This window comes from Profundibacter sp. (genome assembly GCF_056498605.1).
The window spans coordinates 1-19,905 of the sequence record NZ_JBSMEZ010000154.1; the positions used below are offsets into that span (position 1 = coordinate 1).

Below are 19,905 nucleotides of genomic sequence, written 5' to 3' on the forward strand. Positions count from 1 at the left end.
TTGCTGGACGTGCCAATGACAATGCTGCCCGTTGTGCGCGATTGCGACGGGGATTTTGGCCAAACCACACCCGATCTGTTCGGCGCCCCGATTGCCATTCGCGGGGTAGCGGGAGACCAGCAGGCGGCCACCGTCGGGCAGGCGTGTTTTACCCCAGGGATGATGAAATCCACCTATGGCACGGGTTGTTTTGCGCTGCTGAACACAGGGGGCACGTTGGTGCAAAGCAGCAATCGCTTGCTGGGCACGATTGCCTATCAATTTGGCGGAGTGACGACCTATGCACTGGAGGGGTCGATCTTTATTGCCGGTGCTGCCGTGCAATGGTTGCGCGACGGGTTGGGGATTATCAAGGGTGCCTCGGAAACCCAAGCACTGGCGCAGGCGGCTGACGCGAGGCAAAACGTGGTCATGGTGCCCGCCTTTACCGGTCTTGGTGCGCCCTATTGGAACGCCGAATGCCGTGGCGCTGTGTTTGGCCTGACCCGTGGTACGGGGCCTGCGGAAATGGCTAAAGCGGCGCTGGAAAGCGTCGGCTACCAAACCCGCGACCTGTTAGAAGCCATGCGCGCGGATTGGCCCGATGCTGGCGATGCGGCTGTCTTGCGGGTCGATGGCGGAATGACGGCCAGCGACTGGACCATGCAGTTTTTGTCCGACATTCTGGGCGCGCAGGTTGACCGCCCGACCGTACTGGAAACCACAGCATTAGGCGTGGCATGGATTGCCGGAATGAAGGCGGGTATCTATCCGGCGCAGGCCGAATTTGCACAAGAATGGGCATTGGAACGGCGGTTTGAACCCGCCATGTCCGATGATCTGCGCGGCGAAAAATACGCGGCGTGGAAGCGGGCGGTTAAAGGCGCAATGGTCTATTAAAATGGCAACACTATAGCCCGATTGCGTGAACTGCCTTGAATGCCCCCATCCGGCACTCTACATCCATAGTTATGAAGCGCTGGATCCCCTTTATTAAATCCGACCCCGTGGTCGCCGTTATTCGCCTGTCCGGCGTAATTTCGACGGGCAATCGCGGGTCATTGAACGATGAAACACTGGGGCCAGCCATTGAAAAAGCATTCAAACGCGGCAAGCCAAAGGCCGTGGCGCTGGTGATCAATTCGCCCGGTGGCTCGCCGGTGCAATCGTCGCTGATTGCGGCACGTATCCGCAGGCTGTCGGACGAAAAAAATATCCCTGTGATTGCCTTTGTTGAAGATGTGGCTGCCTCTGGCGGCTATTGGCTGGCAACGGCAGCTGATGAAATCTGGGTAGATGAAAGTTCGATCATTGGATCAATCGGCGTGATCTCGATGGGGTTCGGGGTGAACGAATTGATCAACCGCCACGGGATTGAACGCCGCGTTTATACTGCCGGAAAATCCAAATCCATGCTGGACCCGTTCCAGCCGGAAAAACCCGCCGATGTGAAGCGCTTGAAGACGCTATTGGAACATATCCATGAAAGTTTCAAAGCACAGGTGATGAAGCGGCGTGTCGGCAAATTGCCCGAGGGCAAAGACCTGTTCACCGGTGAAATCTGGGTTGGCAAGGCCGCACTTGATGTCGGTCTGATTGACGGTATCGGCCATCTGGTGCCCTTGATGAAGCAGCGCTACGGCGACAAGGTGCGCTTTGCCCGTTACGGGGTGAAGCGGTCGATCCTGCAACGGTTTGGCGCGCGCGTGGTTACGGACGCGCTGGACGGCATCGAGGAACGCGCCCATTACGCGCGGTTCGGGCTGTAAATGATGGTTAAGATTGTCAGTCTGTTTTTGATCGGAATGCTGGTGCTGGCGATGTTTGGCCGCCTGCGTTATCCGGGTAAAAAACAACTGGATTCCAGAAAATGCCCGAAATGCGGGCGCTTTCGCATCGGGCGCGGGCCCTGTGGCTGTGGCCACGACAAAAAGGGTTAGCGGATGGATTGGGTATACGCTGGCCTTGGGCTGATCATATTACTGCTGGCAGGCGATGCACTGGTTAAAGGTGCGGTGAACCTGAGCTTGCGGCTGGGCGTTCCCGCCCTGATCGTCAGCCTGACAATTGTGGCCTTTGGCACCTCTGCACCCGAATTATTAATCGCGATTCAAGCCATTGGCGATGGCGCACCCGGTTTGGCGCTGGGCAATGTTGTCGGCTCCAATACCGCCAATGTGTTGCTGGTTCTGGGTATCCCTGCCTTGATCGCTACCTTCCACACCTCGGAATGCGACACTCGCAAAAACTATCTGTTCATGGTTTTTGCATCGGTGCTGTTTACCGCAATGTGTTTCCTTGGACCTATCACATGGGTGCATGGGCTGGTCTTGTTGGCAGCGCTTGGATTTGTTTTGTCGGATGCTTTCATCGAGGCCCGCGCCCACCGCAGGGACAACAAGGCGAACTGTGCCGAATGTCCCGACGAAGAAGAGGTCGAGGGTGCCGATATGGATATGCCGTGGTGGCAGATCGGTGTTTTCATGGTGCTGGGGCTGATCGGTTTGCCGCTGGGCGCCAATTTACTGGTCGAGGGTGCGGTGAATATCGCAACTGAGTACGGAGTCAGCGAAACCGTGATCGGGCTGACCTTGGTGGCTGTGGGCACATCACTGCCCGAACTGGCCACAACCGCGATGGCGGCGGTGCGCAATCAGGCCGATGTGGCGCTGGGCAATGTGATTGGATCGAACATGTTCAACCTGCTGGCGATCATCGGCATTGCCAGCTTTGTCGGGGACATTCCTGTGGCCGATAGCATCCTTGGCTTTGATATCTGGGTTATGCTGGGCGCTTCCGCGCTGTTGATCCCGTTTGTGTTTTTCAAACAAAACATCACCAAGGGTTGGGGCGTTGTCCTGTCATCGCTTTATGCGGCCTATGTGATCATAATTCTGGTGTAGGGCATGATAAAACGCGCATTGGTAACAGGGGCGGGCATCCGGTTAGGCCGTGCGATGGCGCTGTATCTGGCGGATCGCGGGTTTGATGTGGCAGTGCATTATGCCAGTTCCGAGGATGATGCAGCAACATTGGTAACCGAGATTGAGGCAATGGGCCAACGTGCTGTAGCGTTGCAGGCTGATCTGCTGGACGAGGACGCAACCCAAGGGCTGATCGGGCGGGCGTCGGAAGGGCTGGGCGGCACGCTGACGTGTCTGGTCAACAACGCCTCGATCTTTGAGTATGACACGTTGCAAACGGCCACACGGGAAAGCTGGGACCGACATATCGGGTCAAACCTGCGCGCGCCCTTTGTACTGACGCAGAATTTCGCAGACCAAGCGCCCAAGGCCATGCCGGATGAAAACGGCGAGCCAAAATCGCAAGCCTTGGTGGTCAATATGCTGGACCAACGGGTGCGCAAACTGACGCCGGAATTCATGACCTATACGATTGCCAAAATGGGGTTGTGGGCTTTTACCCAAACCGCCGCCCAAGCATTGGCCCCTAATATCAGGGTCAATGCCATCGGGCCGGGGCCAACATTGCGCGGCATCCGCCAATCAGAAGAACATTTTGCCAACCAACGTGCGAACGTGCTGCTGGGCCGTGGTGCGAATCCCGAGGACATAACGTCTGCGCTAGGGTATTTTCTGGATGCGCCCGCCGTTACGGGACAATTACTATGTGTTGATGGTGGTCAAAACCTAGCTTGGAACACCGCAGATATACTTGGAGTTGAGTAGATTTTGCGCCACCAATCAGGTGCCTCTAGGGAAACTTGTGCACTTTTGACTATTCGGTCACATTACTGTTACATTTTTGTTAATGATTTCAACCGTTTGGCACAAGGCAATAATAATTCATAGCAATATCAACGACTTGCAGTACTGCCTAAATATTAGGCAAATCGACGAAAATGCCAGAAACAAACGAAAAAAACGGCATCCGGCAAAGTTACATACAGGTTTATCCACAGATATGGTGGAGATGTTTTCTCTTGCCTCACAACAGATAAGATGCAGCCAAGACAGGAATCACTTCGGGGCGCTAAATGAGCGACGAGCAGACAAATAAATCAGGTGAACCCGTGACGGGCCACGAACGTGTGCGCGGGTATCTGAACACGCTCGACGGCAGCCCGGGGGTTTACCGGATGCTGGATGCGCAGGGGCGGGTTCTGTATGTCGGCAAGGCGCGGCATCTAAAAAAGCGGGTGTCGAATTACGCCAACCCGCGCGGGCATACGGTGCGGATTGCGCGGATGATCCATCAAACTGCCTCGATGATGTTTCTGACCACCAAGACCGAAACCGAGGCCCTGCTGCTGGAGCAAAACCTGATCAAGCAGTTAAAGCCGTATTACAATGTGCTGCTGCGTGATGATAAATCATTCCCCAGTATCCTGCTGGCCAAAACCCACCCCTTTGCCCAGATCAAAAAGCATCGCGGGCGCAAGGCCGAGGCTGGTAGTTATTTTGGCCCGTTTGCCAGTGCGGGGGCGGTGAACCGTGTGCTGAACCAGTTGCAAAAGATTTTCCTGCTGCGCAACTGTTCGGACGCGATGTTTACCAGCCGAACACGGCCCTGCCTGTTGTATCAGATCAAGCGATGTGCCGGTCCTTGTGTCGGGCATATCAGCGAGGCGGATTATGCGGGTTTGGTGCGGGATGCCGAACAGTTTTTGGCAGGCAAGTCGACCAAGGTGCAGGCGGAATTGGCCGCGCAAATGCAGGTGGCCAGCGACGCGATGGAATTCGAGCGCGCCGCTGCTCTGCGCGACCGGATCAAGGCGCTGACCCAAGTGCAGCAAGTGCAAGGCATCAACCCGCGCGGCGTTACCGAGGCCGACGTGATTGCCCTGCATATGGAAGGCGGGCAGGCTTGCGTTCAAGTGTTTTTCATCCGCGCCAACCAGAACTGGGGCAATAAGGATTTCTATCCACGCACGGGGGCGGGGGCGGACGAGGCCGAAGTGCTGGAAGCATTTGTCGGCCAGTTCTATGACAACAAGCTGCCACCTAGGCTGATCCTGCTGTCACACCCGATTGAAAACGATGATTTGATGCAAGAAGCCCTAAGCCAAAAGGCCGACCGCAAAGTAGCGATCAACGTGCCCATGCGGGGCGAAAAGGCCGAACTGGTTGAGGGGGCTGCGCGTAATGCTCGCGAGAGTCTGGCGCGGCGGATGGCGGAAACCGCAACCCAAACCAAGCTGCTGAAGGGGTTGGCCGAAGCCTTTGATCTGGACGGCCCGCCCAAACGGATCGAGGTTTACGACAACTCGCATATTCAGGGCGCACACGCGGTTGGGGCGATGATCGTGGCGGGGCCAGAGGGTTATTTGAAAAGCCAGTATCGCAAGTTTAACATCAAGGGCGAGGACATCGTGCCGGGCGATGATTTTGGTATGATGAAAGAGGTTTTGGGGCGCCGGTTCAAACGGCTGCTGAAAGAAGACCCCGAGCGCAAGGGCGAGAATTGGCCTGATCTGTTGCTGATTGATGGCGGCGCGGGGCAAGTCAGTGCCGTGGCCGAAATCATGCGCGACTATGGCGTCAGCGATATTGCAATGATCGGGGTGGCCAAAGGCGAGGACCGTGACGCTGGCAAAGAAGAATTTCACAGACGTGGCAAACGCCCCTTTGCCCTGCGCCATAATGACCCCGTGCTGTATTTCGTGCAGCGGATGCGCGACGAGGTGCACCGCTTTGCCATTGGCACCCACCGCGCCAAACGTGCCAAGGCGATGGGGGCAACGCCGCTGGACGGGGTGCCGGGCGTGGGGGCCGCGCGCAAACGGGCGTTATTGGCCTATTTTGGCAGCGCCAAGGCGGTCAGCCGCGCGGGACTGGAAGATTTGAAGAAAGTCGAGGGAATTTCCAACAGAATGGCAGAAACGCTCTATGACTTCTTCCATGACAAAGCGTGACGGGTTAAAGATGATCACATGACATGGAACGTGCCTAACATCCTGACTGTAATCCGCCTGTTGGCGGCCCCCGCTTTGGCGGTGATGTTTTTGTATTTCAGCCGCCCATTGGCCGACTGGTTCGCCCTGACACTATTTGTATTGGCAGCCTTGACCGATTTTGTTGATGGCTATCTGGCGCGCGCATGGAAGCAGGAAAGCAAGTTTGGCGCCATGCTGGACCCGATTGCCGATAAGGCGATGGTGCTGATCGCATTGCTGGTTATCATCGGGTTTTCCGGTGTGAAACCGTGGATATTACTGCCCGCTACCATGATATTCTTCCGCGAGGTATTTGTTTCGGGCCTGCGCGAATTTCTGGGTGACAGGGCCCGCAACTTAAAGGTGACAAATCTGGCCAAATGGAAAACCACGGTCCAGATGATTGCAATTTCGGTTTTGTTTTCGCAGGGCATATTTGAACATTATCTGGTGATGCAATCCTTTGGTATGGATCAGCAGATGCTTGCAAATATCCTGAGTGGTGCAGAAGAAGACACATTGGGTCTGGGCTGGAAATACGCCGGATGGGAGTGGAGCTATTACGGTGGCATTGCCCTGCTGTGGATCGCCGCTGCACTGACGATGATCACGGGGTGGGATTACTTTGTAAAAGCGCTGCCGTTTCTTAGGGATGACACGAAATGATTAATGTTCTGTATTTTGCATGGGTGCGCGAACGCATTGGATTACCAAAAGAACAGGTTGAAACATCGGCTGTTACGGTGGCCGATCTGGTTGCCGAGCTAAAGCTGCGCGAAGACCGCTACGCGGCTGCGTTTCAGGATGTTTCAGCGCTGCGCGTGGCCGTCGATCAGGAATTGTGCGAGTTCGACACACCACTGGCTGGCGCACGCGAAGTTGCGTTTTTCCCACCTATGACGGGCGGTTGATATGACCGTGCGGGTGCAAGAGGCCGCGTTTGATCTGGGGGCCGAAGTGCAGGCCTTTGCCCTAGGACGTAATGATGCCGGCGCTGTGGTCAACTTCACCGGCATTGTGCGTAACACGCCGGATGGTGATCTGGATCGAATGGAGATTGAGCATTATCCCGGTATGACCGAAAGTGCGCTGGCTGAAATTGAAACAAAGGCCGCTAAGCGCTGGAATTTGAAAGACAGCCTGATCATCCATCGGTATGGCACATTGCGCCCCGGGGATATGATTATGATGGTGGCCACGGCATCACCGCATCGGGTCGATGCGTTTGAAGCCGCGCAGTTTTTGATGGATTACCTGAAATCCCGCGCACCGTTCTGGAAGAAGGAATTCACCACAGACGGGGCGGAATGGGTCGATGCCAAGGCTGAGGACGAAGACGCATTGTCAAAGTGGTAGCGTTAGTCGGTTAAGCGGTATTTGGACGATCAATATAGGCACGCAATTCTTCCGCTTCATGGCGCGCCGCACGCAACCCGTCCATCGCCGCCGACAGTTCGGCCTCGGTCTGGGACAGTTGATTGGTCATCTCGGCTTCGCGTTGTTGCAAATAGGTGATTGCCTGATCGCGGGTTTCTTCGGCTTCGTGCAGCGACTGGGCCATATTATCCAATTCACCCAGATCCGATTGCGATACGCGCGTGAACTTGTGCAACAGCCAGTGGGCAAACCAGCCCAGCACAAAGGCGACAAATAGAATAACCGCGATGGCCGTAATAAATTCAGTTCTGTTCATCGGTGGCTTCTCCAGTGTCAGGATGGGGGGTGCCCGTATGGGGGGTGTCGGCGCCAGATGCATCGGTTTCTACTGCCGTTTCTTCCATCTGTTCCGGCGTTGTTGCTTCTTCCATCTGTTCAAGCGCCGTCGCTTCTTCTTCGATCTTTTCAGGCACGATCAGGGTAAATTCAATCCGGCGGTTTGCCTCGCGGCCCTCCTCGGAGTCATTGTCGGCGATTGGCGTGGCTTCGCCGTAACCAACAGCCGTCAGCCCTGATGTCAGGACACGTTTTGCGATCAACCCTTGCAGCACAGCTTCGGCACGGGCCTGGGACAGGGACTGGTTCATCTCTTCGCGGCCCTGACTGTCGGTATGGCCAGCGATTTCCATCCTGGCCTTGTCACAGCCATTTAGGATTTCGGCCAACCGGTCAACAACAGCCCGCCCGCCTGTGTCCAGTTCGGCAGAGCCGGGGGCGAAACTGATTTTACGATCAAGCAGCACTGCGTTAATTTCGTCAACGCATTCGGCAGGCTTAAGAAGGCCCGCAACCGGATCCAGCTTTTTCTCGTATGTAACGTCAATGGCATAGTTTTCCGATGCACCCAGCTTTTCGGACAGCAGCCGCGCAATGCTGGCACTGGCATCCGGATTACCCGTAACGCCGCGCACATCGACAAAGTTTTCCTGCACCACAACGCTGCCATGGCTCATCTCGGCCAGCGCCTCGACCCCTGCCAGAACGCGCAAGGGCCAGCCATCTGGCAGCTCTTCGTCCAGACGGGTTGCGCCGTAAACGACCTGACTGCCGAACCGTGCCCGTGCATAGCTGTCAACGGCGTTACGGGTGCGCGCATCTGTTACCCGCCCGCGCAGTTGCACCTGTCCTTCGGGGCTGCGGGTGGCCACAAATTCGGGTGGGCCGGCGCCTTCACCGGTGCCGTCAATTTTAACCGGTTCGGGCAAAACAGAATGGAGCGAGAACACTTCAGGCAGGGCCGCTTCCAATTCACCAACCACACGGTCAAAGGTGGACTGCGGGGTAGTGTCCAGCGCGACAAGCGTGATGTCGGCGTCGGAATAAGTGATGGTGCCGCCGCCCATATCCTTTAGCGCGGCAATTCCGCTGGCCACAGCCGCGCCCCAAAACGGGGTTGGCACACCCAGCCCGATGGTGCATTCGGTTTTCCCGTTCAGACCAGCAGCAAGTGCGGCCTTGATGATTGCCGCATGGGTCTTTTCGGTGTCGGCTGAACACGCATCAAAGCGCGTGACCTCGCCATCAATGATAAAGCGCAAGGTAAAGGGCGTTATCACAGGGCGCGGCGCGGTAATGTTGGTGACCAGCGCCATACCTTGCGGTGCGTTGCGGGCAAGGTCGGCCTCGATTTTGCGCTTTTCCTCGATGCTGTCAGATATCGCGGTGACTGCAACCCGTTCATCGGTGATCGATATCTTGGATTTTGGCAGGGCACGCAGGGCATTCAGGCCAAACCCGAGTGCTTCTTCCCAGCCATCAGGTGCGGGATAATCGGCAGCATCCAGCATATCGGTGACACGGGTGCCATTTGCCAGTTGTTCAATAGAGGATATGATTTCACCACGGTCCGTTCCCGCGGGGATCAGACCAATAAGTGACACGCCAGCATCGTTGCGTAATATCTCGATCGAGAATTTAGGCGCGGTGATGGCAGCGGCATCAACCACATCCATGCTGTCAATCACCCGTTCCGCATCCACGATGCTATTGGTCACACCAAGGGCGCGAAACCGCGTGGCCTCGTCCGGGGCGGTGCCGGTTAGTTCAACCTGCAATCCATCAACATGCACCGCAACCCAAGCGTGGTCATTGGCTACCAGCGCATCAGTCACATCGGCAAGTGATCGCTTTTCGACGAAATCGGCAGCGCGTATGGCCCCGAAGGTACTGACAACACCTGCAATCAGAAATGTTGCAAGGATCAGGATGATAGAGGAAATACGCATATTAGGTCTGGTTGTCCGTGTTGGTTTTCATTTGTCTAGACCGCATACATTCTAGGTGCAATCATAGCAAAAGCGCAACGGCAAGAAACAGCGCAATAATCAGGCCGGAATTACGGTTCGCGCGGAAAAGCCGCAGGCATATTTCTGGATTATCCGTATCCAGCAGGCGCATTTGCCATGTCAGATGCCAGCCAAACGCCCAAGGGCCGCCAAGGGCAATGACCATCACCAGCGGATTGTCGTTGTTCAGCAATGCCAAAATAATCGCTATCGCCAGTAACAGGACCGACAGCATCATGAAACCACGCAACCATCTGTGGGAATTTTCGCCAAACAGGCGGGCGGTGGATTTCACCCCGATCAGGGCGTCATCCTCGGTATCCTGATGGGCATAGATCGTATCATAAAACAGGGTCCATGATATGCCTGCGATGTATAGCAGAACGGCGGGCCATCCCAATTGGCCGCTATGCGCCGTCCATGCCAGCAAGGCACCCCAGTTGAACGCAAGACCAAGGAACACCTGTGGCCACCATGTGAACCGCTTGGCAAAAGGATAGATCGCCACCAGCGCCAAGGAGCCGACGCCCAACAGAATGGCGTTGGTGTTGAATGTCAGCAGAATGGCGAAAGCAATCAACGCTTGCAGCGCCATCCATGTGGCTGCGCCTTTGACGCTGACTTGGCCTGACGGGATGGGCCGTGAACGGGTGCGCTCGACCAACGCATCAATCTTGCGGTCGGTAATGTCGTTCCATGTGCAGCCAGCGCCACGCATCAGCCACGCGCCCATTGCGCAAGCGATGATGATCCACAGATCATAGCGCGTGAAGTTTCCACCCGAAAGCGCCGCCAGCAACACGCCCCACCAACAGGGCAGCAATAACAGCCAAGTGCCGATTGGGCGATCCGCGCGGGACAGGCGCAGATAGGGGCGTGTCCATGCGGGTGCAATGGTATCAACCCAATTGCCTGTAACAGCATCAGAAACTTGGCCTGTGGGCTCTGGAGTATCTGGCAGGTCGGGCATATGGTCGGTTCCATGAAAGACGCAAAAATCAGGCTCTGTGTAACGCAAGATTTGGCCGAGGGGCAAACCATTCCTTTGCCCCAAAATCAGGCGCATTACCTTTTCGGGGTTATGCGGCTGAAACCGGCGGCGCGGGTTCTGCTGTTCAACGGGCGAGACGGCGAATATTTGGCCGAGGTTGTCGAGGCTGGAAAACGCAAAGGCAGCTTACGATGCCTTGCGCAAACCCGCCCGTTGCAAATGCCGCCCGATCTGTGGCTGCTGTTCGCCCCGATCAAAAAGGCCCGCACAGATTTTATCGTGGAAAAGGCGGCTGAAATGGGCGCGGCGCGGATTATGCCGGTGCAAACCCGTTTCACCAATTCGGACCGCATTCGGCAGGATCGCTTGCAAGCCCACGCGCTTGAGGCCGCTGAACAATGTGGCGGCACCTATGTACCCAAGGTGACAGACATCCAAAAACTGGACGCGGTGCTGGTCGACTGGCCTGCGGATCGTCAGCTAATATTCTGTGATGAGGCTCTAATCGGCGCAAAAGAAGTGTTACAAGCGCAGTCCGATATGAACAAATGGGCTATCCTGATCGGCCCAGAAGGCGGCTTTAGTGACGAGGAACGTGCCAAATTATCCGCCCTGCCCTATGTGACCAAAATCAGCCTCGGGCCCCGCATTTTGCGGGCCGACACAGCTGTAGTTGCGGCCCTGACCCTGTGGCAATCCACATTGGGGGATTGGTAATGGGATTCATCCGGCCAGAATCACGCAGCATCATCTGGCGTTGGCGCGAAGTTCTGATGGGGTTTGGGGTGTTGCTGTGGGGCGGCTGGCTGGCGGCCACATCATTGGGGCTAATTGCCATCTTTGGCTGGATCATTCTGGCCGTCGGGGCTGTGACGATCTTTACCGGCATTCAACGTGCACGTTTTCGCACGGGCGAAGGCGGCGCTGGCGTGGTGCAGGTGGACGAGCGCGAAGTGATTTATTTTGGCCCGCTTGAGGGTGGAACTGTCTCGATAGAGGCACTAGCGCAGGTCGAATTGCACCCAACCGAGGGGGCTGCGCATCGCTGGGTGTTGATCGAGCCCGGACGCAAGCCGCTCTCCATCCCGACGGATGCGGAACATGCCGAGGATTTATTCGATGCCTTCGGAGTGCTGAAAGGGTTTGAAACCCAACGCATGTTGCACACCCTGGGCGCGCCGACATCTCACCCGATTGTGATCTGGCAAAAAGATACAAACAGCCTGCATTGACATCCCCCACATTTGCACCCAACTCTGATTTCCAGACATAGCGAACAGCAGCGAGGCCAGTTAAATGTCCATTCCCCAATCCGGCGGCAGCGCCCCCATAGAAGACCACTCCGAACTGGCTCAGTATCTGGCCGACGGTTGTAAGCCAAAGGACGATTGGCGCATCGGCACCGAGCACGAGAAATTCGGCTATTGCAAAGACACCCAAAAGCCGTTGCCGTATGAGGGTGTGCATTCAATCAAGTCAGTGCTTGAGGGGCTGCGCGACCAGTTCGGCTGGACCCCCGTTCTGGAAGCAGGCAACATTATCGGGCTGGAAAAGAACGGCGCGAATGTGAGCCTGGAACCGGGCGGGCAGTTGGAACTGTCCGGCGCACCACTGTGCACAATCCATGAAACCTGTGACGAGGTCAACATCCACTTGCGCGAGGTGCAATCGGTGGCCGATGGCGCAGGCGTGCGGTTTATCGGGCTGGGGGCCGCCCCTATCTGGACGCATGAGGAAATGCCGGTGATGCCCAAAGGGCGCTACAAACTGATGACTGATTATATGGACAAGGTCGGCACCCACGGCACACAGATGATGTATCGCACTTGCACGGTTCAGGTGAACCTTGATTTTGGGTCCGAAGCCGACATGGTGCAAAAATTCCGCGTGGCGCTGGCGTTGCAGCCTGTGGCCACCGCGCTATTTGCCAACTCGCCGTTCTTTGAGGGTAAGGTCAATGGCCATAAAAGCTGGCGGTCCCGCATTTGGCGCGATCTTGATCCGGCGCGCACGGGGATGCTTCCGTTTGTGTTCGAGGACGGCATGGGGTTTGAACGCTATGCTGATTATGCGCTGGATGTGCCGATGTATTTTGTCTATCGCGACGGGAAATATATCAACGCTCTTGGCCAGTCGTTCCGAGATTTCCTGAAAGGTGAATTGCCCGCCTTGCTTGGCGAAAAACCGCGAATGTCAGATTGGGCCGACCACCTGACCACCGCCTTCCCCGAGGCCCGCATCAAGCAATATATGGAAATGCGCGGGGCCGATGGCGGCCCTTGGCGCCGGCTCTGTGCGTTGCCTGCGTTATGGACCGGACTGATGTACGATCAGGGGGCGCTGGATGCAGCGTGGGATCTGGTCAAGAACTGGGATGCCGAAACCCGCGAAGAATGGCGGGTGGCCGCATCGGTTGATGCGTTGCAAGCCGAAGTTGGCGGCATGAAAATGCAGGATCTGGCCCGCGAGGTTCTGGCAATTTCCGAAGACGGGCTAAAAGCTCGCGCCAAACCCGGTGCCGGTGGCATGGTGCTGGACGAGCGCCATTTCCTGAACGCACTGATTGACAGTGTCGAGAGCGGCAAGGTGCCTGCGGACGAATTGCTGGATAAATATCATGGCGAATGGAGTGGTGATTTAACCAAGATTTACGGCGAATATAATTACTGAGGGCGACACAATGAGCGAGCCTGATTTCAGCACCCTGACCCCGCAAAACATCGTTGCCTTTCTTGGTGATATTTTCGAACGGCGCGGCGGCGAGGAATATCTGGGCGAACCTGTCACCATGGCCGAGCACATGCTGCAAGGTGCGCATTTCGCGGCAAAAGCAGGCGAACCTGATGTGATCGTCGTTTCCGCCCTGCTGCATGACATCGGCCATTTCACCAGCGAGTTCGGCACCTTTTCAATGGATGACACAAAGGACCGCCTGCACGAAGAAGCTGGGGCCGAAGTGCTAGAGGCCTATTTCCCCACGCTGGTCACCGATTGCGTGCGCTACCACGTTGCCGCCAAACGCTACCTTTGTGCGGTCAAACCGGAATATTACAGGCGCCTAAGCGAGGCCTCGATCCATTCGCTAAACCTGCAAGGCGGGGCGATGAGTGATGCCGAGGTGGAGGCGTTCGAGAAGAACCCGAATTTGGCGGAAATCGTCAAGGTCCGGTATTACGACGAGGCAGGCAAACGGGGCGATCTGGAGACAAAACCGTTTTCACATTACGCCCCGATGGTTCAGCGCATTGTTGACGCCCATTGCGGTCAGGATATTTCGTGAACGCACCGGAATACATCTTTGAAGCCAAAGACAAACCATCTCTGCCGCGGCACGATGTGCCCCTGATCCGCACCACCAATGACAGCGTAAAGGGTATGGCTGCCTAGTTCCGGAGCCTGACAATTTCAAGATCGAGATCACCTTAGGGCACAGAATTTAGCAAGACTTGGTTTCGTCTTTGTGCGGCAGAACAAACCCATTCTTTGCCTTTTGCATGGTCTGAATGACTAGCGTGCAATACTGATTGGATGGGGGTGATTCGATAAAAATTAAGGGCTGAATCAGGAGGATTCCAACTGCGCGAACTCCTCAGAGGAAATAGACCATCGCAGTTGGAGCATTCATTATTGCTGCAATAATACAACGTGTGGCATATAGCTGTTAGCCCTGAAGCAGCCCTGCTGACCTATAATCTAGGGTTGCATTAAAGTTATAAACATCAACTTACGGCATATAAACCTTGCATTTTCCACACTTGTTACAGCACCGATACCGAATTCAGAGGACTTGTCAAAACACACGCAAGAGCCTGCATCGGCGGGGAAATGCAGATCGAAAAACAACCTCGCTAGATTTTAGATGTCCAGCAGGTTAAAAGGGGTGCATGCGTAGCAATTAGTAAAACTGTTTGGGGATTCAATGCATACTTTTCTTCTGGGTCTCTCGCGGCCTGTCAAACGTGTATTGTTGTTATCTGTAGACGCAATTCTGCTACCATTCAGCCTTTACGTTGCCTTTGCACTACGGTTTGGCACCGCAACACCGATACCGATGGTTCAAGAAGCCTGGGCGTTATTCCCCGCCCTTAGCCTTGTTGGGGTAGTGATCTGCTATCTGGTTGGACAGCATCGGATTAAACTTCATTCATTCGAAACCCGCGCAATGGCACGGATCGCATTTTGTGCTCTTCTGGTAAGCGTATCGGCCATTGTGGTCAGTTACCTCTTTGGGATGGCTGCACCGCGTTCAGTGCCGCTGATTTTTGGAATCGTTTTTTTCCTATCTACCATTTTAGCCCGGTTAAGCGCTTTGGCAATTCTGGCGGCCCTTTCTGGTCGCAAGGCTGGTATGGCGCCTGTGGCAGTTTACGGGGCGGGGGCTGCGGGCATCCAACTGGTGTCAGCCTTGCGTCAGTCCCATGAGGTCAAGCCTGTGGTGTTTGTTGATGATAACCCATCACTTCGCGGGTTGATTGTGTCGGGGCTGACTGTCGTAAGCCCCAACAAATTGCCGGATATGGTGGCAAACGGGCGGGTTGAAAAAATACTGTTAGCAATGCCATCTGTATCGCAAACGCGCCTGAATGCCAAAATCGCCGATCTGTCCGAGTTGGACTGCGAGGTGCAGATATTGCCCTCATATGTTGATATGATCGCGGGCAAGGGCACAGACAAAAGTCTTCGCACGGTAACGCCGGATGAACTGCTAGGGCGTGACAAGGTCGAACTGGATACACCCGATATAGCCAAAACCTATGCAGGCCGGGTGGTTATGGTGACTGGCGCGGGGGGGTCTATTGGCTCTGAATTGTGCCGTCAGCTTATTATTTGTCGTCCTGCCCATATTGTGCTGTTTGAACAAGGTGAGTTTGCGCTTTACCGGATTGACCGCGACTTGCGGCCACTGGCCGAAGCTGCGGGGATCAAGGTAACGACGCGTCTTGGATCAGTGACCAATCCACCGCGTGTTGCCAGCGTGTTGGCCGATGAAAGCGTCGAGATTGTTTTACATGCTGCGGCCTATAAACACGTTCCGATCGTTGAAGACAACGAACTTGAAGGCGCACGTAACAACGTCTTGGGCACGCATATAGTTGCCGAGGCAGCACAGGCCGCCGGGGTCGAGCGGTTTATTCTGATTTCAACTGACAAAGCAGTACGGCCGACCAATATCATGGGCGCAACCAAACGCATGGCCGAGCTGGTGATACAAGATTTCCAAACCCGCAGTCCCCACACAAAATTTGCTATGGTGCGGTTTGGCAATGTTCTGGGGTCGTCAGGGTCGGTGCTGCCATTGTTTGAGCGCCAGATACGCGCAGGCGGGCCCGTCACAGTGACCCATCCAGAAGTGACGCGGTTCTTTATGACCATCCCCGAGGCTTCGCGGTTGGTACTGCTGGCTGGGGCTTATGCCGAAGGGGGCGATGTTTTTGTCCTGAAGATGGGTGAGCCGATGAAAATCATCGACATCGCCCGCCGGATGATTGCGATGTCGGGCCGATCCGTCAAAGAAGATGGCACGGGCGATATTGAAGTTCAGGTAACAGGCCTGCGTCCGGGTGAAAAACTGTATGAAGAGCTGTTGATTAATGATGATAGCTTGCGTGGAACCCCGCATGAAAAAATCATGCGCGCCGAAGAAGCGATGTTGTCACAGATTGAAGTGGCTTCTATGATGCGTGAATTACGCGACATATTGGAACGTGGTGACAGCGAAGCGATACGCGGGCTCGTTACGCGGCGCGTTGAAGGCTACCATTTGCAGGAAGATGTTGGTGCGGGCTAAGTGCGGATCGCTCAACGCTGACACCTAGGTGCAGGACATGAAATCAAAAGTTTCTAATAGGGTGGGTAGGTAACAGTTCACACTTTTTATTTGGAAGTAGACGCAAATGCACTTGTAACCTGCACCCATATCCTGAAAAACAGAGAGAACTATACTTTTGGGGGTACTATGTTCAAGCGTCCACTTTTCGGGATACTATTGTTGATACTAGGCGGGTGCGGCGCTGCCTATATTACACCAAAGGTAATCGCTGACGATGAACGAATCCAAGTGGTATCGCTGACCTCCGAGAGTGTGTTGGTCGCTAATCGCTCCTCCTATAACCCCAAACAATTACCTGCTGGGTTCTTCCAGAATGCAGGCGGAGCGGCAGGCGCTCGTAGCATTTCGGCAGCCCCTGTGCCCAGCCTGAATGAACAATTGCGCCCAGCCCAAGCCATTACCAATGTTCCGCCGGCTACAAACCCGGGTCCCTATAAACTGGGCGTCGGCGATGTGGTTCTAATCGCCACAAAATCGGCGGGATCAACTATTGAAGAGTTAAGCGGCCTTTTGGCTGCGCAAAACCGGCGCCAAGGCTATACAGTGCAGGATGACGGGGCAATTGCTATTCCCGATGTCGGGCGTATCCAGCTAGGTGGGTTAACACTGGAAGAGGCCGAGGCCGAAGTGTTTCAAAAACTGGTTGAAAGCCAAGTTGACCCATCGTTTAGCTTAGAGATAGCAGCATTCAATTCCAAGCGCGTGACAATCGGCGGGGCTGTTGGCAAACCAACAACGGCCCCGATTACGCTGGTTCCACTTTATCTTGACGAAGCTTTGTCTCAGGCGGGGGGCGTGGATTCCAGTGATCCCGATTTTGTGACGATCCGTCTCTATCGTGACGGAACCCTGTACCAGTTTCCGTTGAACGAGTTTCGCCGTCAGCAAAAATTACAAAAAACACGCCTGATCGCCGGCGACAGCATTTTTGTCGATACAGAGTTTGAACTGGGCAAGGCGCAGGCCTATTTTGCCGAACAAATCACGCTGGCTGATTTTCGCCGGCAAGCCCGGGCACAAGCATTGGACGAGCTAAATACAGAAATCACCCTTCACCGCGCTGCCCTGAATGAAACGCGTGATAATTACCAGTCTCGCATCGATCTTGATGCCGTAGACCGCGATTATGTCTATCTGACAGGCGAAGTCACCAAACCAGGCCGTTTCCCGATGCCGTTCGGTCGTAAAGCCACACTGGCGGATGCGCTGTATAGTGATGGCGGGTTTTCCGCTGAAACTGCCAACCCAGCCCAAATCTACGTGTTGCGAGGGTCGCCTGATCCGGCCAATGTAGGCGCTGTCACAGCATGGCATTTGGACGCCAGCAATGCGGTCAATCTAATTGTCGCGACCCGTATGGAGATGCGGCCCAATGATGTCGTTTTCATTGCCGAGCAGCCGATCACCCGCTGGAACCGTGTAATCCAGCAGTTTGTGCCGACATTGATCTCTTCAGGGGTTGCTGCAGCGGCGAAATGAACTTGCCTAACCAGAAGATGGTTCTGTCGCATAGTGAGGTGCCTCGGTAATCCCCCCTAGGGCACCACAGCTTTAGGTGGGAAGGTAAACCAAGTTCGTATAGGTTATATTCCCTGTAGACTTGAATGGCAGCAATTTGGCGCCCTTCCATTCGTGCGCGCGATACCCAAAACCCTCTAAAAAGTCATTAATAATAACAGATTCTGCCACTCCGTCCGTTTCATCGTCACCGATCTCTAAAACAATCTTTGGCTTGTAGCGTTGTAAGGTTTCGTTCAACCCTTCTAGTACAAACTTTTCGGATGATTCAGCGTCAATTTTTATCAACTCCGGCTCCAGTATATTATTGTCACGTAAAATGGTGTCCGCTTTTTGTGCTTTAACTGTTACGTTTTTAGGCTCTTGGAGTAGTTTCGAATTACCCCGATTGGAAAATGCCGTGTTCAAGCTCGATGCAACTATTCCAAAGTCCTTGAAACCAAGATCCCTGACTTCGTTGAAGGCCGCGCCCTGATGCAAAAAAACATTCCCAGAGTTCGCATGCTTATGAATGTTGTTCTGCAGATGCTGGAACGTCGATGGCATAGCCTCCACAGAAAGAACCTTACCACTTTCGCCAACCAGATGCGCAGCCAGCAGGCTGAAGTATCCAAAATGTGCGCCGATGTCTACAAACTGCATTCCAGGTTTAAGGAACGCCATCAGGGATCGGCAAACCTCGGGGCTAAAGTATCCAGAACGCCATATCTGCGTTGAAACGGCTTCGGGCAAAACACCTGAAAACTGACCTCCCCAAAAAGTATTGGTCGTAATATTTCGCAGCTTGTTTGTCCGACGTAAAAATAATGGCAATAGGGACCTATATGGCTGGAGCGCTAATCTCTTTGCTCGTGACCCTCCAAATCGGTGTATAGATTTTTCAAGTAGCTGGTTGATATCATGTGCCATAAAGCCTGGTCCGATCGTAGAATCTGAGTTTCGTTCTTCTACTTGAAAAAAAACGCAAATAAAACCAAAACTACTGTCGGCTGCCTCTACGTAACTGAAGAAGAGTGATTAATGCACCTGTCGATACAATCATCAAATTAAACGAATAAATTGCGGTTATGGTCTGATTGCCAATAGTCCAATATATAACGAAATACGAGAAAACTGGCGGGAAAACTACATACCAATAATAATTTCTTAACTTGAAATTCTCCATCTGGCTTAAAAACGCCAAACCCCAAATCTGTCTGAAAATATCCAATATTATTTGCGCGCCAATTGCAAACACCAATGGTGCGAAGGCAGTAGAGTATTGCGCAGCATAGTAAAGACCAAAACTGCAGATTCCGGCCCATACGAAAACCAATACTATGCGTGAAGAGTTATCTGCTAAATATAGTTTTGATACGACGGCATGTCGCGACAACACCATATGAGTGAGCTGCATGATGGTATCGGAAAATCTGAAGACAAGGAATACGGCAGAGGCGACGCTCGGGGCTACAGAACTGGACCAAGTTTCACGAAACTGGAATAATATTGCCATATGGATTGTCAGTATAACGCCAATATATAGGTTCTCTTTTACGTGACCGAAATATTCAACAGCTTTAAGATTTTTTACGATCACGATGGAATTCGAAACTATATCTCTTGCAAACACCGCAAGCACAAGGAAAGTTACGGTCTGGTATCCAACGATCAATAGATAGGGCTGTATTCCTGCCATTTCATATGGCGAAAAGATAATAATCAAAGTGCAAATTATCGCCACAACAATTGAAGGCAGAAAAGTCTTTATTGGCCCTCGGGAAATAATCAGATATCCTGATAAAGGACTAGATAGCGCTGTAAAAATCGCCCCCCCCCAAATCAGGATTACTGGGATTTTGTATGCAGAGTATTGCTCGTTGAAAAACAGGAAACCCAGTAATGCAAGCAAGCTAAATACACCGAGTACAATATACATAGAAAAAAATCCGGCGGCCTGCTCAGATGATGTAAAGTTTTGCGCTCTGAA

General features: G+C 54.1%; 20 protein-coding genes. 15 read left to right on the forward strand and 5 right to left on the reverse strand.

Going from position 1 to position 19,905, the window contains the following annotated elements; all coding sequences use genetic code 11:
• The 9 genes from ACWB12_RS15305 to ACWB12_RS15345 all read left to right on the forward strand — a co-directional run.
• Nucleotides 1-879 (forward strand): FGGY family carbohydrate kinase (locus tag ACWB12_RS15305; protein ID WP_479530962.1); only part of this gene is annotated, 879 nt, incomplete at its 5' end.
• Nucleotides 880-950: 71 nt separating this feature from the next.
• Complete coding sequence (locus ACWB12_RS15310) at nucleotides 951-1,748, forward strand: S49 family peptidase (RefSeq protein WP_479530963.1); 798 nt, start codon at nucleotides 951-953, stop codon at nucleotides 1,746-1,748.
• Nucleotides 1,749-1,919 (forward strand): hypothetical protein, encoded by a 171-nt coding sequence (locus ACWB12_RS15315; RefSeq protein WP_479530964.1) that lies wholly within the window; start codon nucleotides 1,749-1,751, stop codon nucleotides 1,917-1,919.
• A 3-nt stretch (nucleotides 1,920-1,922) separates the two neighbouring features.
• Nucleotides 1,923-2,882, forward strand: coding sequence for a calcium/sodium antiporter (locus ACWB12_RS15320; protein WP_479530965.1), 960 nt, complete (start codon nucleotides 1,923-1,925; stop codon nucleotides 2,880-2,882).
• 6 nt (nucleotides 2,883-2,888) lie between these two features.
• Nucleotides 2,889-3,668, forward strand: coding sequence for an SDR family oxidoreductase (locus ACWB12_RS15325; RefSeq protein ID WP_479530980.1), 780 nt, complete (start codon nucleotides 2,889-2,891; stop codon nucleotides 3,666-3,668).
• Between the two features lie 308 nt (nucleotides 3,669-3,976).
• Nucleotides 3,977-5,854: an excinuclease ABC subunit UvrC gene (gene uvrC, locus ACWB12_RS15330; protein WP_479530966.1), complete on the forward strand. Its 1,878-nt coding sequence runs from the start codon at nucleotides 3,977-3,979 to the stop codon at nucleotides 5,852-5,854.
• An 18-nt stretch (nucleotides 5,855-5,872) separates the two neighbouring features.
• A complete protein-coding gene (gene pgsA / locus ACWB12_RS15335; protein ID WP_479530967.1) occupies nucleotides 5,873-6,541 on the forward strand; it encodes a CDP-diacylglycerol--glycerol-3-phosphate 3-phosphatidyltransferase in 669 nt (222 codons plus the stop codon).
• Nucleotides 6,541-6,786 carry a molybdopterin converting factor subunit 1 gene (moaD, locus tag ACWB12_RS15340; RefSeq protein ID WP_479530981.1) on the forward strand — a complete coding sequence of 82 codons (246 nt, stop codon included), beginning with the start codon at nucleotides 6,541-6,543 and terminating at the stop codon, nucleotides 6,784-6,786. Before pgsA ends, moaD begins: the two co-directional genes overlap by 1 nt.
• A gap of 1 nt (nucleotide 6,787) precedes the next feature.
• Nucleotides 6,788-7,231: a molybdenum cofactor biosynthesis protein MoaE gene (locus ACWB12_RS15345; RefSeq protein WP_479530968.1), complete on the forward strand. Its 444-nt coding sequence runs from the start codon at nucleotides 6,788-6,790 to the stop codon at nucleotides 7,229-7,231.
• Between the two features lie 10 nt (nucleotides 7,232-7,241).
• Here the strand turns inward: ACWB12_RS15345 and ACWB12_RS15350 are convergent, their stop codons facing one another.
• The 3 genes from ACWB12_RS15350 to ubiA all read right to left on the reverse strand — a co-directional run bounded on the left by ACWB12_RS15350 (nucleotide 7,242) and on the right by ubiA (nucleotide 10,567).
• On the reverse strand, nucleotides 7,242-7,568 hold the full coding sequence (locus ACWB12_RS15350) for a hypothetical protein (RefSeq protein WP_479530969.1): 327 nt from the start codon (nucleotides 7,566-7,568) through the stop codon (nucleotides 7,242-7,244).
• A complete protein-coding gene (locus tag ACWB12_RS15355) occupies nucleotides 7,555-9,537 on the reverse strand; it encodes an OmpA family protein (RefSeq protein ID WP_479530970.1) in 1,983 nt (660 codons plus the stop codon). Before ACWB12_RS15355 ends, ACWB12_RS15350 begins: the two co-directional genes overlap by 14 nt.
• A gap of 61 nt (nucleotides 9,538-9,598) precedes the next feature.
• Nucleotides 9,599-10,567: a 4-hydroxybenzoate octaprenyltransferase gene (gene ubiA, locus ACWB12_RS15360; protein WP_479530971.1), complete on the reverse strand. Its 969-nt coding sequence runs from the start codon at nucleotides 10,565-10,567 to the stop codon at nucleotides 9,599-9,601.
• Nucleotides 10,568-10,579: 12 nt separating this feature from the next.
• On the opposite strand from ubiA, the gene ACWB12_RS15365 reads away from it, so the two are divergent.
• From ACWB12_RS15365 to ACWB12_RS15390, 6 genes are all read left to right on the forward strand, one after another.
• Nucleotides 10,580-11,305 carry a 16S rRNA (uracil(1498)-N(3))-methyltransferase gene (locus ACWB12_RS15365; RefSeq protein ID WP_479530972.1) on the forward strand — a complete coding sequence of 242 codons (726 nt, stop codon included), beginning with the start codon at nucleotides 10,580-10,582 and terminating at the stop codon, nucleotides 11,303-11,305.
• On the forward strand, nucleotides 11,305-11,820 hold the full coding sequence (locus ACWB12_RS15370; RefSeq protein WP_479530973.1) for a hypothetical protein: 516 nt from the start codon (nucleotides 11,305-11,307) through the stop codon (nucleotides 11,818-11,820). The genes ACWB12_RS15365 and ACWB12_RS15370 overlap by 1 nt, the downstream gene beginning before the upstream one ends.
• Nucleotides 11,821-11,884: 64 nt before the next feature.
• The gene (locus tag ACWB12_RS15375; RefSeq protein ID WP_479530974.1) at nucleotides 11,885-13,258 is read left to right on the forward strand and encodes a glutamate--cysteine ligase; all 1,374 of its coding nucleotides are present in this window, start codon (nucleotides 11,885-11,887) and stop codon (nucleotides 13,256-13,258) included.
• Between the two features lie 10 nt (nucleotides 13,259-13,268).
• The gene (tmpB, locus tag ACWB12_RS15380; RefSeq protein WP_479530975.1) at nucleotides 13,269-13,868 is read left to right on the forward strand and encodes a (R)-1-hydroxy-2-trimethylaminoethylphosphonate oxygenase; all 600 of its coding nucleotides are present in this window, start codon (nucleotides 13,269-13,271) and stop codon (nucleotides 13,866-13,868) included.
• Between the two features lie 639 nt (nucleotides 13,869-14,507).
• Nucleotides 14,508-16,376, forward strand: a complete 1,869-nt coding sequence (locus ACWB12_RS15385; protein ID WP_479530976.1) for a polysaccharide biosynthesis protein — start codon at nucleotides 14,508-14,510, stop codon at nucleotides 16,374-16,376.
• Between the two features lie 168 nt (nucleotides 16,377-16,544).
• Nucleotides 16,545-17,897 (forward strand): polysaccharide biosynthesis/export family protein, encoded by a 1,353-nt coding sequence (locus ACWB12_RS15390; protein WP_479530977.1) that lies wholly within the window; start codon nucleotides 16,545-16,547, stop codon nucleotides 17,895-17,897.
• Nucleotides 17,898-17,969: 72 nt separating this feature from the next.
• On the opposite strand, the gene ACWB12_RS15395 is transcribed toward ACWB12_RS15390, so the two are convergent.
• Complete coding sequence (locus ACWB12_RS15395) at nucleotides 17,970-18,845, reverse strand: FkbM family methyltransferase (RefSeq protein WP_479530978.1); 876 nt, start codon at nucleotides 18,843-18,845, stop codon at nucleotides 17,970-17,972.
• 70 nt (nucleotides 18,846-18,915) lie between these two features.
• A partial coding sequence (locus tag ACWB12_RS15400) for a hypothetical protein (RefSeq protein WP_479530979.1) occupies nucleotides 18,916-19,905 on the reverse strand: 990 nt, incomplete at its 5' end.

Coding starts and splice junctions, on each gene's coding strand:
- ACWB12_RS15310 (WP_479530963.1), top strand. CDS start 951: ATGAAGCGCTGGATCCCCTTTATTAAATCCGACCCCGTGGTCGCCGTT.
- ACWB12_RS15315 (WP_479530964.1), top strand. CDS start 1,749: ATGATGGTTAAGATTGTCAGTCTGTTTTTGATCGGAATGCTGGTGCTG.
- ACWB12_RS15320 (WP_479530965.1), top strand. CDS start 1,923: ATGGATTGGGTATACGCTGGCCTTGGGCTGATCATATTACTGCTGGCA.
- uvrC (WP_479530966.1), top strand. CDS start 3,977: ATGAGCGACGAGCAGACAAATAAATCAGGTGAACCCGTGACGGGCCAC.
- pgsA (WP_479530967.1), top strand. CDS start 5,873: ATGACATGGAACGTGCCTAACATCCTGACTGTAATCCGCCTGTTGGCG.
- ACWB12_RS15345 (WP_479530968.1), top strand. CDS start 6,788: ATGACCGTGCGGGTGCAAGAGGCCGCGTTTGATCTGGGGGCCGAAGTG.
- ACWB12_RS15350 (WP_479530969.1), bottom strand. CDS start 7,568: ATGAACAGAACTGAATTTATTACGGCCATCGCGGTTATTCTATTTGTC.
- ACWB12_RS15355 (WP_479530970.1), bottom strand. CDS start 9,537: ATGCGTATTTCCTCTATCATCCTGATCCTTGCAACATTTCTGATTGCA.
- ubiA (WP_479530971.1), bottom strand. CDS start 10,567: ATGCCCGACCTGCCAGATACTCCAGAGCCCACAGGCCAAGTTTCTGAT.
- ACWB12_RS15365 (WP_479530972.1), top strand. CDS start 10,580: ATGAAAGACGCAAAAATCAGGCTCTGTGTAACGCAAGATTTGGCCGAG.
- ACWB12_RS15370 (WP_479530973.1), top strand. CDS start 11,305: ATGGGATTCATCCGGCCAGAATCACGCAGCATCATCTGGCGTTGGCGC.
- ACWB12_RS15375 (WP_479530974.1), top strand. CDS start 11,885: ATGTCCATTCCCCAATCCGGCGGCAGCGCCCCCATAGAAGACCACTCC.
- tmpB (WP_479530975.1), top strand. CDS start 13,269: ATGAGCGAGCCTGATTTCAGCACCCTGACCCCGCAAAACATCGTTGCC.
- ACWB12_RS15385 (WP_479530976.1), top strand. CDS start 14,508: ATGCATACTTTTCTTCTGGGTCTCTCGCGGCCTGTCAAACGTGTATTG.
- ACWB12_RS15390 (WP_479530977.1), top strand. CDS start 16,545: ATGTTCAAGCGTCCACTTTTCGGGATACTATTGTTGATACTAGGCGGG.
- ACWB12_RS15395 (WP_479530978.1), bottom strand. CDS start 18,845: ATGGCACATGATATCAACCAGCTACTTGAAAAATCTATACACCGATTT.